Consider the following 14,803-nt stretch of genomic DNA (forward strand, 5'->3'; position numbering starts at 1 on the left):
AAAACAATACCTAAGAAAACTAAACGCGACCTCAAAATAAATGGGACTGTACAATTAACTGTGTCTCTAAGTAATTAACTTAAATTCACTCTGTCCTCAAATTTTATCATTAAATGTGAAATTGCACTACCCCAATTTTGAATTGGCATCGTTCATTTCTTAACCATATTTTGAAATGCTAAATAAAATATTTTAAAAACTGATGCGTCATTAGGAAAAATCTTTTTATTCTTAATGACTTTTCTTAATTGACTATTAACAGATTCAATCGCATTAGTTGTGTAAATAATTCTTCTAAATTCCTGAGGATATTCAAGAAAAATTATTAAATTATTTCAGTTATTTTTTCATGATTTAGTAATTTGTGGATACTTTTTATTTCATTTTTCTGAAAAATGATCTAAAGCAATTAACGCTATTTCTTCATTAATTGCTGTATAAATTGATTTTAAATCATTAGCTACAAGTTTGCGATCTTTGTAAGGAACAAATTTTAAACTATTGCGAATTTGATGAACAATGCATAATTGATGCTGTGTTTTTGGGAAAACAGCTTCTATTGCATCAGACATCCCAGTTAAATTATCACTACAAGCAACAAGAATATCTTGTAACCCACGATTTTTCATTTCCGTAAGATTATTAAGTCAAAATTTGGCTCCCTCATTCTCACTAATTCACATTCCTAAAATATCTTTTAAACCATCTAAATTAATTCCTAAGGCAAGATAAACTGCTTTATTTATTAGACTTCTTGCAAAATTAATTTAAAATATAATTGAATTGTTGTTTTTAATAAAAAGGTGGAATTTAAATGAAATTTAAAAAAAATAATCAAATAAGTGATAAAAATTTTTTAAGATTAACTGGTATTAAACATACTACTTTTAATAAAATGCTAGAAATTTTAAAAATAGAAGAATTAAAAAAGAGATTTCGTCGCGGAAGAACCAATAAATTATCATTAGAAAATCGTATTTTAATGACTTTAGAATATTGAAGAGAATATAGAACTTATTTTCATATTGCAAAAAGTTATGATATTAGTGAAAGTAGTTGTTATAGAAATATCAAATGAATTGAAGACACTTTAATAAAACACCCTAATTTTCAACAACTTACTGGTCAAAAATCACTATTAAAAGATTATTTCAAAGATAAGACTGTTATAATTGATGTAACTGAAAGCCAAATCCAACGCCCAAAAAAAGACAAAAACAGCACTACTCAGGAAAAAAGAAAAAACACACAATAAAAACACAAGTTATAATTGAAAAAGATAGTAAAAAAATTATTAGTTCTGATTTTTCTTATGGTAAAAACCATGACTTTAAAATTTTAAAAGATTCAAAAATTAAATTTTTACCAGAAACAACTGTTTTAGTGGATTTAGGTTATCAAGGCATACAAAAAATTAATCATAATGTTTTAATTCCTAAAAGAAAATCAAAGAAAAACCCTTTAAATAAAGAAGAAAAGCAAAATAATGAGCGAATTTCAAAAATGAGAATTGTTATTGAAAATGTTTTTGCTATACTTAAAAAATTTAAAATTATTAGTGAAAAATATCGAAATCGTAGAAAAAGATTTGCTTTAAGATTTAATTTAATAGCTTCAATTTATAATTTACAACTATTAGTTTAAATATATTTGATAATTTAAAATTTCAGTCTTTTTTTATTGTAAATAATAATTTTTATTATGTTTTAATGACAAAATATTTGTAAAAATAATCTAAAAATTATTTTAATAACACTTTTATATTTATTTTAAATTTAAAAATTATAATTATCATATTAATTTTGCAAGAAGTCTATTATTCGTTTATCTTGCTTTACTTTAACAACAATACAATCAAAATAAACAATCGGATAAATCTTCTCTAAAGGTTTAGTTTGTCACATTTTAACTTCTTCAATAACATCATCAGTTATTTGACTAATTAAACTTTCTGAAATTTCTGCTCCGTGATAGAATTCTTGCAATTGTGCTTTGATATCAGAAATTGTCATTCCTCTTGCATATAAAGAAATTACTTTTTGATCAAAGTTATCAAATCTTCTTTGTCTTTTCGGAATAATTACTGGTTCAAAAGTACTATTTCGATCTCTTGGTACATCAATTGCGATTGAACCATTTTTAGTAATAATGGTTTTTTGTGTGTTGCCATTTCTTTTATTATGATTCTCATCAGTTTCAAGATAATCTTTAATTTCCGTATTTAACATTCGTTCAGTTAATTTTTTGGTAAATTCCTGAAAAATAGTATTGCCTTTAAATAAATCTTGTGGATTATCAATATTTTCTAAAAAATAATCAACAACTTTATCAATTGCGTCAGGTTCTTTTTTTATTTTTTTTGTCATTTTCTGTTCTCCTTCTTTTAAGTATAATTCAGAATGAATTATCGAGACACAGAATTTTGGACAGGCTCAAATAAATAATAGTATTATTATGTTGAGGATTGTTATATAATTACTGTTGAATTAATAAATTCCCATATTAATTTCTTGTTCTGTTAAAAGAACCAATAATATTTATTGTCCAGAGGAGGTTGAAGTGATGAATAAGTACGAAATTATGTATATTATTAATCCAGAATGTAAAGATATTAAAGCATTGCAAGAAAAGATGCATAATATTTTAACACAAACGGGAAAAGTTGAAAGTGTTACTGATTGAGGGTTAAGAGATTTAGCTTATCCAATTAATCATAAAAATAAAGCTTATTATACAATATTAAAAGTTGCGGTTAATAAAGAAGCAATTAATGAGTTTATGCGTATTGCTAAAATTGAACAAAATATCTATCGTCATTTAATTATTAATCTTGATACTGAAGAAAATTATAGTGATAAAATGATTGCTGATTTAAAGTTAAATACTAATGAAAATGATGAACGACCAAGTCGTTATAGCGGTGAAAGAAGACAAAGACCCTATGTACCGCGTGAAACTTATAAAAAACCTGAAAATAAGTAAATACCATAAAGGAATGAATATATTATGTTAAATAAAGTAATTTTAATTGGTAGAATTACTAATGATTTAAATTTACGGTCAGCAAAAAATAATAAATCATTTTTATATTTTACAATAGCCATTAATAATTTTAATAATCAAGCAGATTTTATTAATTGTGTTGCTTGAGAAAAGGTCGCAGACTCAATGTATAATAATCTTCGTAAAGGTTCATTAGTAGCGGTTGAAGGTCGCATTCAATCAAGAAAACAGGAGCAAAATGGTGTGTTAACAACAATTACTGATGTTAGAGCGATTAGTGTTAAGTTTTTAGATTCAAGAGGTAGTGGCACTGGGGTTGGAAATTCTCGTGATGCTTCGACACCGTCATTTGTTACTGATTATAATTCTCCTGTTGAGAACAAAATTGATGATCAGGCCTTTGCTCTTGATAATATGAATTTTAATTTTGTTAATAATGCTGTTGATAATAAGGAACAAGGGGAAAATAATGAAGGAGCAAATTTAACATTTGCTAATGATGATGCTATTGCGTGAGGAGAAGAGTAAATTATGGAAAATAAGCGTGCAAATGTAAATCGGTTTAAAAAGCGAAAAAAACCATGTTTTTTTACAAAAAATAAAATTAATTACATTAATTATAAAGATGTTGAAAAATTAAAAGAATATATTTCTGCTAATGGACAGATTTTAACAAGAAGAGTTAGTGGTAATTGTTCTTTCCATCAAAGAATGGTGGCAATGGCAATTAAAAGAGCAAGAACAGTGGCTTTATTACCATATCTTGTAAAATAATTAGGGTTGATTGGCATACTTAATATTTATATTAAGTATGCTTTTTATATTACAATTAGTAAGTAATGTATTATATATAATGCAAAAAATTTGTGATGTGGAGTGTTAACAAGTGAAAGTAATTTTATTGAAAGATTTAAAAAATTATGGTAAGAAAAACGATATTATTACCGTTGCTGATGGATATGCAAAAAACTATTTATTATCACAAAAAATAGCAATTGTCGCTTCAAGTCAAGCTTTAGTGCAGTTAGGAAAACAACAACAGAAATTTGATAATGAAATTAATGAAAAAAAACTTGAAAATGAAGTATTAAAATTAGAAATTGAAAAGCTAATTTTAAATTTTGATTTGAAAGTTAATAAAAATAAGGTATTTGGAACAATTACTAGTAAACAGATTATTGAGAAATTAAGTCAAGAGTATAATATTCAAGTAGATAAAAAACAGTTAGTTAATTATCAAAATATTAATACTATTGGTATTAATGATATTAATATTAAATTATTTAATGATATTTTTGCAATTTTGAAAATTCAAGTTGTAGGTAAAAAGTAATGACGATTACTAATAATTTTTTATTAGAAGATGCTGAGGTTAGTGTTTTAGCGGCAGTTATTAATTCTAAAAATGCTAGTGATGAGGTTGTTGCTCTGCTTAATGAGAATGATTTTATTAATTCTCGCCATAAATTAATTTTTAAAGCCATTATTTCGTTATATAATCATCAATTACCAATTGATTTACCAATTTTAACTGATATGCTAGTTAAACAACAAAGTCTTAATCAGGCTGGCGGGGTGGAATATTTGACTTTGATTACGCAAAGTTATATTAGTGATGCTAATTTAGATGATTATTTAAAAATTATTGTTGAACGCACAATGTTAAGAAATTTGCAAGTAGTAACCCAAGATATTACTAAGAAAATTAATACTGAAATTAGTGTGTGAGAACTTTTAGGAATTGCTGAACGACAGATTTTGGAAATTGCTAATAATCGTAAAAAAAACGAGTTTAAAAGTACTAAGGATGTTGTTGATGCGACATTATCTAAGATTGAAAAGTTACAAAATAGTGATAATCAATTAACAGGTTCAGATAGTGGTTTTATGCAATTAAATAAGATTACTAATGGCTTTCAAAATGGCGATTTTATTATTTTGGCGGCGCGACCATCAATGGGAAAAACAGCTTTAGCATTAAATTTTGCTGTTAATTGTGCACGAGTTTATAAAGATAGTGCTGTGGTTATTTTTTCTTTAGAAATGCCAACTGAGCAACTAATTTTAAGAATTTTAGGTTCAGAAACAAAAATTGGTTCAATGCAAATTAAAACGGGAAAAAATTTAACAAGTCGTAATTGACAAGATTTAACTAGTGTTGGTAGTAAATTAAAGCAAAGTAATATTTTTATTGATGATTCGCCAGGATTGCGAGTGATTGAGTTAATTTCTAAATTAAGAAAATTAAGTCGTAATTATGACTTAAAATTAGTTGTTATTGATTATTTGCAATTATTAGCAGGTGATGGTGAGAATCGACAACAAGAAATTTCTAATATTTCTCGAAGTTTAAAGGCATTAGCAAGAGAGTTAGAAGTTCCAATTGTTTGTTTGTCACAATTATCGCGAAAAGTGGAATCAAGAGAAGATAAACGACCATTAATGTCCGATTTGCGTGAATCAGGTGCAATTGAACAGGATGCTGACTTAATTATGTTTCTTTATCGTGAAGATTATTATGAAAAGAAAGAAGATAGTTTGAATGAAGAATCACATAAAGCACAATTAATTATTTCTAAGCATCGCAATGGTCCCACTGGCATAGTAGAATTACTTTTTTTACAAAAGTATGGTAATTTTATTGATTATAATAAGACTGTGAATAAAAATGAAAAGAAAGAAGGAACACAATATGAGAAGAATGTTTTCAGTAATTAGTCATTTAATGACTAGTTTTGTAACGATATTTACTATTGTTGCTTGTAGTATGAAGACCCCTCCGATTACGATTAATATTACTAATGCTGCCAGTGAATCAATAATATTTGATAAGATTTTTCGTGCTGAGGCGGTTACGAAGACAATAAATAGTTTATTTTATACTTATAAAAAAACTGGTAAAACAGCGTGAGTAGAAACTAATAAAGAGAAAGTAAACCAATTAAATAGTGAATTAGCAACGCAATTTTATGCTGATTTTTATACAAGGTCAGGGGATACCTTTTCATATCAGTTTGATATTAATAATTCGTTTGTTAATGATAAATTAAATTTTAATGGCGTGGAAATTAAGGTAATTGATGGTATTAAGGCAGAAGTAACGGATGAAAAGACAGCACCTAAAGAAATTGCTTTTGATGTTTTCTTTCAAGGTATTGCTCAGAAGTATAAGTTTAGTGGTACTGTTAATTGAAAATATAATATTATGAAACTTAATCCGAAGGAAGAAACAACTGATAAATTGATATTTTTTTGAGATTATCAGAATGATTTAGCACAGATTAAGATTAATGATTTTGTAAAAGTAACTTAATTTAATATTTAATTATTATTTCCATAATTCTTTTTAAAAGAGTTATGGAAATTTTCTTAGTTGGTGTTAGGTTTGCTTCTTTGTGATAAATATGTTATAATTAACTTGGAAAAGGTATAAACTAGCAATAAATGAGTTACTATTATTTTTAGGTAATTTTAGTTTATATTGAGTAAAAATGAGGTATTAAAGCGATGAATAAAATAATTAAATTAGTAATAAACATTTATTTTAGGTGCTGGAGCAGCAGGAATTGGGATTGGAACATTAGTTGCTTGTTCGGGCTCTTGAATTATGGAACAAGAAATAAAAATTGAAGTTCAAGATCAAAAAATTAAGCAACTAATTGCTAATCTTGAAGCAGAAATTAAAATTAAAACAGAACAGTTAGAAGTAGCAATTAATGATTTAAAAGAAAAAGCAATTAATTTAGGATATAAAGAAGTTTTAAAGGATTTAAAAACTTCTTTAATTTTATAGATAAATATTGATATTTCAATAAAACCTTGATTTTGCTGGGTTTTTAGTAAAACCGTGTTTTTACAAATCCCTATATTTAATAAGGGTTTTTTACCCTGTCAATACTTATCTTTAAAATTAGAAAAAAATTTTTAGTTTAGAGTTTAATGCAGAGCTTGTAAATAACAGAATTAAACAAAAAGACTTTCAAAAAATAACAAATACTTATGGAACAAAAATAGATACTTCCAATTTAAATTTTTATACCTGAATGATTAATATACCCAATAAAACAATAAGAATTAAAGCGCAAGGGACAGAATTACTAACTTTTGAACATGGTAATACTAACAATTATAGATTAAATAAAACAAATAATTTTGAAATTGAAATTGAAAAAGATAGTACTGATATTGACTTGCCAACAACAACTATTAAATTTCATGGCAACCATAACTATAATGATGTTATTGAGAACCTTGATTACTTAATGATTCATCGTGATGATTTTGATAAATTTAATTATTCTTATCTCTATTGAACGCCAATATTCAATTTCATTGACACTTTAGAAAAAGGTTATTATAAAGAATTCGCCATTAAAAATCATGGTTTTAAAAACGAAAACTATTTTTATCACAAAACTTCTACTAGTGAAAATGAGATTAATACAAATATTTTAAAAATTAAAGCTTTTAATAAAACCTTAATCGCAGGTAATAACTATTTACAATTATTACACGGTGAAAGTGAAATCTGAAAATATAACACCGAAAATACTAACGATTATTATCTAATTAAGTATCTTTTTGGTACCTTAAATTACCTCAATGTTAGATTTAGTTTTCTACGCTATGACCCCGATTTACGAAATGACATTTACTTTTATTTTAAAAACAACATTCCTAGTATTAACAACAGCGATTACAAAAATGTTTTTGATGAAATCTATGAAATTCTTGGCAATTTCTTTGCTAGTTTATTTTATGCGACTTTTGATATGGACGAAAAAACTCATACTGAAATTGATTTTAAGGGTATAGAAAACTATAAGAAGGATTACTTTATTCAAATCGGTTTCTTTTATCGTTCATTAATTACCTTTTATCCCAAAAAATACTTAGTAAATATTATAGGAAACTCAGAATTATTACTAAAGACTTGGTAGGGCGCATAAAGTTTTCTTAGGTAGGAAAAGGTTTGAATAAGTATTAAGACAGTCAGTAATGATTGTCTTTTTATTTTATAAGGTGTTAAAAGTTTGTTCTTTGAAAATTAAATACAAGTGAATTAATAATGTTGGTATGTATTAAAGCACGATAAATTGTGGGTGGTCGCCATAACCAAAAGAAGTTTACCAGTTAATAGATAACATCCTATTAGCTATAGCAATTTGTTTCGTTTTGCAATAAAAAAATGAATGGGTGGATTTCCTAAAAATATACACGCTATTAAATTAGTTCCAAGGACAGGATGCGGATGTTAAAGTGTAGAAATTTCTATATAGGGGTATGCTAAGTTTAAAATTATTAAAATCTTTATCTAATTAAAAAACAAAATTAAATAACAAAGCTTGTTAAACACTTAAATCTGCGATATATAAGTGTTTAAAAAACTAAGTTAACTAACTTAGTTAATATAACTTAGTTTATAACAAATAAGAAAGGTAATTTACTATGAAAAACATTGAAAACATTTTCTTAAATACTAAAAAATATCTTTTAAAAGAAACACAAAACGCAATGCTTATTAAAGCACCAAAAATTCCGTGATTTAATGAACAAATCGGTATTTGGTTTCCAAAGCGATTTGTTTATAAAGGAAAATACGAAAATTCAATTTGCATTGGAATAATAAAAGATAGTAAATATCAAGTAATTTCAATTAATCAACAAGAGCAAGAAACCAAGTTAATTAAAGGCCAAGAATTATTAGGCTTCTTCATTGCCGAAAAAGAAAACAATAAAAAAGATATAAATTATAACTATTTTAAAGGAGTTTAAAAATGAATATTGCGATTGGATTAATATTTATTATCACTTGCATAATGCTATTGGCGTATTTTGCTTATAAAATTTATGCCAAAATAAAAATGCGAATTAAATTTAAAAATGCCATTAAAAATAATACTGGTAATTTCACAAAAGACGAAAAAGTATTTATTGCTCGCTTTGAAGAATGAGTTAAAACTCCTAATTCAAAAGAAAATAATGAGAATAAAAAATAATGTTTTGAAAAATTATTATGGAATTTTTAGAACTGTTTGTTCCGATAGAAAAAATGCCTGCACAAGTTGCATTTATTGCCGGATTAATTATTATCATTACTTTTCTTTTCGCATTAATTTCAATTATGTATTTACCAATAAAAATGATTTTTGGTAGATAAAAAATGACAGTAAATTTAAAAGAATTTAATTGAGAACAAATTAAACAAACTTTCTGAGATTTGTTTATCCAAATTACAACTATTCCGGCTCATATTAGTGGTGGTAAAGAAATTGATTTAACCCAAGAAATACTTTGACTTTTAATGGCAAACATTGCTTTTTGATTCTTAACAGCGATTATGGTGTGATTTATTCTAATGCTACTTTGAAAAACCATATCAGTATTTAGATAGGTACAAAAGCAATGTCAAGAAGTTACATTGTGATGCATTCACAAAGAAATTCAAAATTAATTAGAAAAAAATATAACCGTGTTAAGGTTAATCGTGGTTTTAACAAATTTAAGAAAAACTTTGAATATAAATGATGAATGTTTTAAAAAGAAAGGGGGTGATTATATGATTGGAACTTTCTTGGCCGATGCACCAGCAACAGTAGAAAAAATAACAGCTAGTGACGCGATGACTAAATTATGAAATGCAATTATAACGGCGTTTACTAAAATGTGAGAAATTATTGCTGTTAATATGCCACAAGTCGGTAACTTCTTTGCTGATTACTGAATATTCATTTTTCCATTTATTTTGGCAATATTCTTTATTTGCTTTAAAATGTTTGAAAAATTACTTGGAGCAGTACGCTAATAAAAAAATAAAGTGAGGTGCAAGATGAAATTTTGCAAATGAATAATAGAAAAAAATAACCATTTTATTGAATTAAATCGCACCTCATTTTTAATTTTATGACATTGAGGAGCAATTTGATATATTTACAACGGTTATTTTAAAAACATTGTAAGCTATTTATTTTTAGCAGGTTGTATTTTAATTTTAATTTTTAAAATCGGTAATTTAACACAAATTAACAAAGTTATTAATTTCTTAAAAAACTCACCATTAAATATTGTTATTGGTTCATTAGGAACTGGAAAAACTGCCTTTCTAGTATACGCATCAAAATTACTAAAAAAGAAGAAATATCACATCGCCTCAACCTTTCCATTACTAGAAACCCAAAAATTAAGTTTAGGACATATGGGATTATTAGACTTTGATTATCCGGTATTGCCAGACAAAACCTTACTTTTGTGAGATGAAACCAATTTATTTTTAGAAGGAACTGATTGAGAAAAAAATAATACCAAAAACGAGGAAACCGGTATTCAAGAATATTTCGCTCTGGCACGCCATTTTGGTCATATTGTGCTGGCTAGCGGTCAAAGAGATAAACATATTTGAGTTAAAGTTCGTGATATTGCCAATAATGTAATTGTGGGAATTCGTAAAAAACCTGTTAATATTTTTCGCCCCTACTTAAAAGTCATCTATGGCACCTTTACGAGCATTGAAGAATATGAACGCTGACGAAACACCTTAATTGATGCGAAAAATAGTAAAAAGGGTCGTCGCATTAAATACCGTGATATCCCTGAACTTGATATTTATTTTTTTAAACTAAAAATTCCTCTACCAATACTTAACACTTACAATTCTTTTTACCTAGCGTTTTTAAGAGATTACTTAAATTCAAAAGTTAATCCCGACTATGAAGACAAATACTATACTGACACCGCAATTGATTTAGAAGACTTAGAATACTTAAAAATGGATAAATTTAGCAAATTTTTAAGAAAAATGAAAGAAAAGGAATAATAAAAAATGGAAAATCTCGCAAAAATGGCCGACTTTCTCGCCCAAATGCTTTATAAAGTTTTTGATTTAATTTGAAGTCTTGAAGTGCCGGGAACAAATATTCAACTAATATTTCCTTTATTCTTAACACTGGCTGTAGAATTTCTTATGGCAATTATTCTTGGTTTTGGTAGTCAACAAGTTAATTTAGAAAAACAACGCCAATATGCTGTTAAAAATAAGGGGCGTTTAAGTGCGTGAGGAAAAGCTAAAAAACAAATAAAACCAATAAAAACAAAACAAGGTAACTAAAAATGTTTAAACTAATTATTATTTTTATCTTAATAACTGTGCTTGGATTATTAGCTGGTAGTCATTTTGAAACTTTAACGAACTATATTAGCGAAGGGCTTGCCAATTTCCAAAAGTTTATTACTAGCAATTTAACAATTTTAGAACTGTTTAAACCAATGGCTCGGACATTTTCACAACATCCAATCTTTACCATTCTTGGTGTCACTTCTGTACTTATTGCTTTATTTATTGTGATTAAAGGACGATAAAAATATGAAAGGAGAATTAAAATGAAAAAACTTTTAGGAAAATTATTTAAAAAAGATAATTCAAAAGAAAAAACGCCGTTAAAATTAAGAATTAAAAATTCTTTTAAAAAACAGTGATTAAAAATAGTATTAAGTATCATTTTCATCTTTATAAGCTTATTAATTTGTGCATTAACAGCATTCGATACTAAATGAATAACCGGAACAAGTGGCGAATTTAATGATTTTATGAATAAAGAAATGGTTGATTTCTTTGGCAAATTTAATAGTGGTATTATGCTGGCAGGAATATTTGTTTTTTGATGAGGCGGAGCAATATATTTTGCACTTAAATTTGAAAAATTAATTCGCTTGATTATTCAGAAAATTAAAGCAAAAAAAGTCTTGAAAAATGAAATCAAACAAACTAATTAATTCTTTAAAAAAATATTGATGGATAATTTTACCTTACATTTTTATGATTATTATCTTTTTCATTCCATTTTTAAAATTGGAAATTAATGATTTGAAATTATTATATGAAAAATTTGAAGCATTAATTTCACTTATGATACTAGGATATTTAGATATATGCATTACAATAGCGGTAATTATAAATTGTGGTATTGAGTGACTTATTAAAAAAATTAAAGAAAAAAGAACAATGAAAAATAAAATATTTTAAAAAGGAGTGATAAAAATGTTTATGAAAATATTTACCGTGTTAATTATTAGTTTCAATAACATTTTTACTATTCCCCAAAACATTAACAATGACAAAGCAACATCACAACCACTAATTAGAAATAAAAGACAAAATAATGAAACATACGAATTTACTTTATCAAAAGCAAGAATTAATTGAATGTGAGACGGATTTAGACAAAATTTTAGTATAGCCTTAAGTGAATTTGATAAAAATGAAAGCGGATTAAATAAATTACCAATTGATTTTAAAAATACATTAGCTATGAAAAATAGTTATATTTATTTAGATGAAGAAGGAATAAGCACATTAAAAACTGATAATCTTGGAAGAAACGGTGAATTAAAAGTAACAAATATCAAAGGTAAAATAATTAAAACACGGAATTTTTATAATTGATTAGAATTTAATTTTCAACATAAAAAAACTACCGATATTGAATTACCTACAACAACCACTAATTTTGACGGTAACCATAAATACAGTGATGTTATTGATAACCTTGATTATTTAATGGTTCATCGTGGTGATTTTGACAAATTCAATTACTCTTATCTTTATTGAACACCAGTTTTTAATTTTATTGACACCTTAGAAAAAGATTATTACAAAGAATTTACGATTAAAAATCATGGTTTTAAAAATGAAAGCTATTTTTATCACAAAAATTCAACTATTTTACCAAACTCAGAAATAATTGATCCGACAAATGCAACCAAAATTGAAGTTATCAAAATAATTAAAAAAATACTTAATGAAAAAATTAACAATCTTGCTGGCGTAAATAATGCAATTGAAGGCATTGACTATAATACAGAAATTAAAGACAATGACAACAATTACTTAGATGATAGAGCTACTTTTGATTTAACAACAAACAATATCGCTGACAGAACATTTATCATTAAAGTCATTGCAACTGAAACAAGTACACAATTGCAAGGAACAAATACAATTAAAATTGTCATTCCAAAACAAAAGGATACCAACGATAATATCCTTAAAATTAAGGCATTTAATAAAACCCTAATTGCTGGAAATAACTATTTACAATTGCTACACGATGAAACCGAGATCTGAAAATATAACACTGCAAATGCTAACGATTATTATCTAATTAAGTATCTTTTTGGTACCTTAAATTATCTTAATGTTAAATTTAGTTTTTTGAGATACGACCCTGAATTAAAAAATGACATTTACCTTTATTTTAAAAACAACATTCCTAGTATTAACAGTAATAATTATAAAAATACTTTTGATGAAATTTACGAAATTCTTGGAAATTTCTTTGCTAGTTTATTTTATGCTACTTTTGATATGGACGAGAAAACTTATACCGAAATTGATTTTAAAAGTGTAGAAAACTATAAGAAAGATTATTTTATTCAAATCGGTTTTTTTTATCGCTCATTAATTACCTTTTATCCTAAAAAATATTTAATCAATGTTACTGGTAATTCGGAATTATTACTAAGAAGTTATTTTTTTACTTTTGACAAAAAAATGCACCAAGAGAATTACAATGCTATTAACAACAATACCAATAGCATTTATCAAATTGATTTTAATGTCCTTAAATCCTATGATAATAAACTCATTGCCTTACCAACCACCAAAACTGCTAATAGTATTAATTATCTTAACACCGACATTGATATTCGTTATGGTATTAATATTTTTACCTTAACTTTTCCACTTTATCACAAAGGCAATATCTCTAATTACAATTTTAAAATTTATGACTTTAATGTCTTAAATTCCACAGCCTTTATTCCTGACGGTTCAACCAACTCAGAATGAGATGACTTAATTCCGCCGGCAAATTGCAAATATTCTGGACGATGAATACCAACATTTAATGATATTGGTTGTGCCATTCAAAATGCTGGTATTAAAATGCTAAACTGAATGCTGACGGCGTCACAAATCATTACAATTTTACGCCCGTTAGCAATTATTGCAAAAGCAACAGTTAACTTTTCAACCGCCATTTTTCCGGTTTTTAAAACGGTACCCGCCTTTTACCATACCTTTCAATTTTTAATCGGTTTCGCCATCTTTCTAATGATTTTAAGAATTTTTGTATAATATATATATATATATATATATATATATTGAAAAAATAAAATAAAGGAGTTAAATTTATGAAATTTTTAAATACAATAGCTCTTTTGGGGCTAACAACATTGCTAATAGGTGGATGTTCTAAAAAGGAAAACAAAACAATATTACAAGTTGAGAATGAAACATACGAATTTACTTTATTAAAAGCAAAAATTAATTGAATGTGAGACGGATTTAGACAAAATTTTAGTATAGCCTTAAGTGAATTTGATAAAAATGAAAACGGATTAAATAAATTACCAATTGATTTTAAAAATACATTAGCTATGAAAAATAGTTATATTTATTTAGATGAAGAAGGAATAAGCACATTAAAAACTGATAATCTCGGAAGAAACGGTGACTTAAAAGTAACAAATATCAAAGGTAAAATAATTAAAACACGGAATTTTTATAATTGATTAGAATTTAATTTTCAACATAATTTTAAAGGGACTGTACAATTAACTGTATCTCTAAGTAATTAACTTAAATTCACTCTGCTCTGTTCTCAAATTTTATCATTAAATGTGAAATCACACTACCCCAATTTTGAATTGGCATCGTTCAATATTTTAAAAACTGTAAACTACCCAAAGAAAGATGGCTTTTTACGATAAAAACACCTTTGAACAACTAAACAACTTTTTCATT

At 26.1% G+C, this 14,803-nt stretch carries 23 protein-coding genes and 2 pseudogenes; 22 read left to right on the top strand and 3 right to left on the bottom strand.

Features of this window, described 5'->3' with window-relative positions; translation table 4 throughout:
• Positions 1-74 precede the first annotated feature (74 nt).
• Positions 75-752, bottom strand: a pseudogene (locus AAHM82_RS05040) (IS256 family transposase); the annotation flags it as partial.
• Positions 753-814: 62 nt separating this feature from the next.
• Between AAHM82_RS05040 and AAHM82_RS13525 the strand changes: the two are divergent.
• On the top strand, positions 815-1,255 hold the full coding sequence (locus AAHM82_RS13525; RefSeq protein ID WP_342263396.1) for a transposase family protein: 441 nt from the start codon (positions 815-817) through the stop codon (positions 1,253-1,255).
• The gene (locus AAHM82_RS13530; protein ID WP_342264845.1) at positions 1,252-1,644 is read left to right on the top strand and encodes a transposase family protein; all 393 of its coding nucleotides are present in this window, start codon (positions 1,252-1,254) and stop codon (positions 1,642-1,644) included. The genes AAHM82_RS13525 and AAHM82_RS13530 overlap by 4 nt, the downstream gene beginning before the upstream one ends.
• A 167-nt stretch (positions 1,645-1,811) precedes the next feature.
• Here the strand turns inward: AAHM82_RS13530 and AAHM82_RS05050 are convergent.
• Positions 1,812-2,366: pseudogene (locus tag AAHM82_RS05050) on the bottom strand (transposase); the annotation flags it as partial.
• 196 nt (positions 2,367-2,562) lie between these two features.
• Here AAHM82_RS05050 and rpsF point away from each other — a divergent pair.
• The 20 genes from rpsF (at position 2,563) to AAHM82_RS05150 (ending at position 14,637) form a co-directional block, all read left to right on the top strand.
• The gene (gene rpsF / locus AAHM82_RS05055; RefSeq protein WP_342264916.1) at positions 2,563-2,982 is read left to right on the top strand and encodes a 30S ribosomal protein S6; all 420 of its coding nucleotides are present in this window, start codon (positions 2,563-2,565) and stop codon (positions 2,980-2,982) included.
• A 24-nt stretch (positions 2,983-3,006) separates the two neighbouring features.
• Positions 3,007-3,531, top strand: coding sequence for a single-stranded DNA-binding protein (locus AAHM82_RS05060; RefSeq protein ID WP_342264723.1), 525 nt, complete (start codon positions 3,007-3,009; stop codon positions 3,529-3,531).
• Between the two features lie 3 nt (positions 3,532-3,534).
• A complete protein-coding gene (rpsR, locus tag AAHM82_RS05065) occupies positions 3,535-3,777 on the top strand; it encodes a 30S ribosomal protein S18 (RefSeq protein WP_342264724.1) in 243 nt (80 codons plus the stop codon).
• Between the two features lie 112 nt (positions 3,778-3,889).
• On the top strand, positions 3,890-4,336 hold the full coding sequence (gene rplI, locus AAHM82_RS05070) for a 50S ribosomal protein L9 (protein WP_342264725.1): 447 nt from the start codon (positions 3,890-3,892) through the stop codon (positions 4,334-4,336).
• Entirely contained in the window at positions 4,336-5,721 is a 1,386-nt protein-coding gene (dnaB, locus tag AAHM82_RS05075; RefSeq protein ID WP_342189801.1) for a replicative DNA helicase, read from the top strand. Before rplI ends, dnaB begins: the two co-directional genes overlap by 1 nt.
• A 7-nt stretch (positions 5,722-5,728) precedes the next feature.
• Complete coding sequence (locus AAHM82_RS05080; RefSeq protein WP_342264726.1) at positions 5,729-6,316, top strand: hypothetical protein; 588 nt, start codon at positions 5,729-5,731, stop codon at positions 6,314-6,316.
• Positions 6,317-6,610: 294 nt separating this feature from the next.
• Positions 6,611-6,796, top strand: coding sequence for a hypothetical protein (locus AAHM82_RS05085; RefSeq protein ID WP_342264727.1), 186 nt, complete (start codon positions 6,611-6,613; stop codon positions 6,794-6,796).
• 250 nt (positions 6,797-7,046) lie between these two features.
• Positions 7,047-7,943: a hypothetical protein gene (locus AAHM82_RS05090; protein WP_342264728.1), complete on the top strand. Its 897-nt coding sequence runs from the start codon at positions 7,047-7,049 to the stop codon at positions 7,941-7,943.
• 508 nt (positions 7,944-8,451) lie between these two features.
• Complete coding sequence (locus AAHM82_RS05095; RefSeq protein WP_338967555.1) at positions 8,452-8,778, top strand: hypothetical protein; 327 nt, start codon at positions 8,452-8,454, stop codon at positions 8,776-8,778.
• Between the two features lie 2 nt (positions 8,779-8,780).
• Complete coding sequence (locus AAHM82_RS05100; RefSeq protein WP_342264729.1) at positions 8,781-9,002, top strand: hypothetical protein; 222 nt, start codon at positions 8,781-8,783, stop codon at positions 9,000-9,002.
• Positions 9,003-9,019: 17 nt separating this feature from the next.
• Complete coding sequence (locus AAHM82_RS05105) at positions 9,020-9,163, top strand: hypothetical protein (protein WP_342224500.1); 144 nt, start codon at positions 9,020-9,022, stop codon at positions 9,161-9,163.
• Positions 9,164-9,166: 3 nt separating this feature from the next.
• The gene (locus tag AAHM82_RS05110; RefSeq protein WP_342264730.1) at positions 9,167-9,397 is read left to right on the top strand and encodes a hypothetical protein; all 231 of its coding nucleotides are present in this window, start codon (positions 9,167-9,169) and stop codon (positions 9,395-9,397) included.
• 78 nt (positions 9,398-9,475) lie between these two features.
• On the top strand, positions 9,476-9,808 hold the full coding sequence (locus AAHM82_RS05115; protein WP_342263937.1) for a hypothetical protein: 333 nt from the start codon (positions 9,476-9,478) through the stop codon (positions 9,806-9,808).
• Between the two features lie 24 nt (positions 9,809-9,832).
• On the top strand, positions 9,833-10,816 hold the full coding sequence (locus AAHM82_RS05120; RefSeq protein ID WP_342264731.1) for a hypothetical protein: 984 nt from the start codon (positions 9,833-9,835) through the stop codon (positions 10,814-10,816).
• 6 nt (positions 10,817-10,822) lie between these two features.
• Positions 10,823-11,107 carry a hypothetical protein gene (locus tag AAHM82_RS05125; RefSeq protein WP_338968736.1) on the top strand — a complete coding sequence of 95 codons (285 nt, stop codon included), beginning with the start codon at positions 10,823-10,825 and terminating at the stop codon, positions 11,105-11,107.
• 2 nt (positions 11,108-11,109) lie between these two features.
• Positions 11,110-11,358 (top strand): hypothetical protein, encoded by a 249-nt coding sequence (locus AAHM82_RS05130; RefSeq protein ID WP_342264243.1) that lies wholly within the window; start codon positions 11,110-11,112, stop codon positions 11,356-11,358.
• A gap of 21 nt (positions 11,359-11,379) precedes the next feature.
• The gene (locus AAHM82_RS05135; protein WP_342264732.1) at positions 11,380-11,772 is read left to right on the top strand and encodes a hypothetical protein; all 393 of its coding nucleotides are present in this window, start codon (positions 11,380-11,382) and stop codon (positions 11,770-11,772) included.
• Positions 11,750-12,022 (top strand): hypothetical protein, encoded by a 273-nt coding sequence (locus AAHM82_RS05140; RefSeq protein WP_342264733.1) that lies wholly within the window; start codon positions 11,750-11,752, stop codon positions 12,020-12,022. Before AAHM82_RS05135 ends, AAHM82_RS05140 begins: the two co-directional genes overlap by 23 nt.
• 15 nt (positions 12,023-12,037) lie before the next feature.
• Positions 12,038-14,134: a hypothetical protein gene (locus tag AAHM82_RS05145; RefSeq protein ID WP_342264734.1), complete on the top strand. Its 2,097-nt coding sequence runs from the start codon at positions 12,038-12,040 to the stop codon at positions 14,132-14,134.
• Positions 14,135-14,190: 56 nt separating this feature from the next.
• The gene (locus AAHM82_RS05150) at positions 14,191-14,637 is read left to right on the top strand and encodes a hypothetical protein (RefSeq protein ID WP_342264735.1); all 447 of its coding nucleotides are present in this window, start codon (positions 14,191-14,193) and stop codon (positions 14,635-14,637) included.
• Position 14,638: 1 nt separating this feature from the next.
• On the opposite strand, the gene AAHM82_RS05155 is transcribed toward AAHM82_RS05150, so the two are convergent.
• Positions 14,639-14,785, bottom strand: a complete 147-nt coding sequence (locus AAHM82_RS05155) for a hypothetical protein (protein WP_342264736.1) — start codon at positions 14,783-14,785, stop codon at positions 14,639-14,641.
• Positions 14,786-14,803 lie beyond the last annotated feature (18 nt).

Source organism: Spiroplasma endosymbiont of Clivina fossor, from assembly GCF_964031115.1.
Classification (GTDB): domain Bacteria; phylum Bacillota_I; class Bacilli_A; order Mycoplasmatales; family Nriv7; genus Nriv7.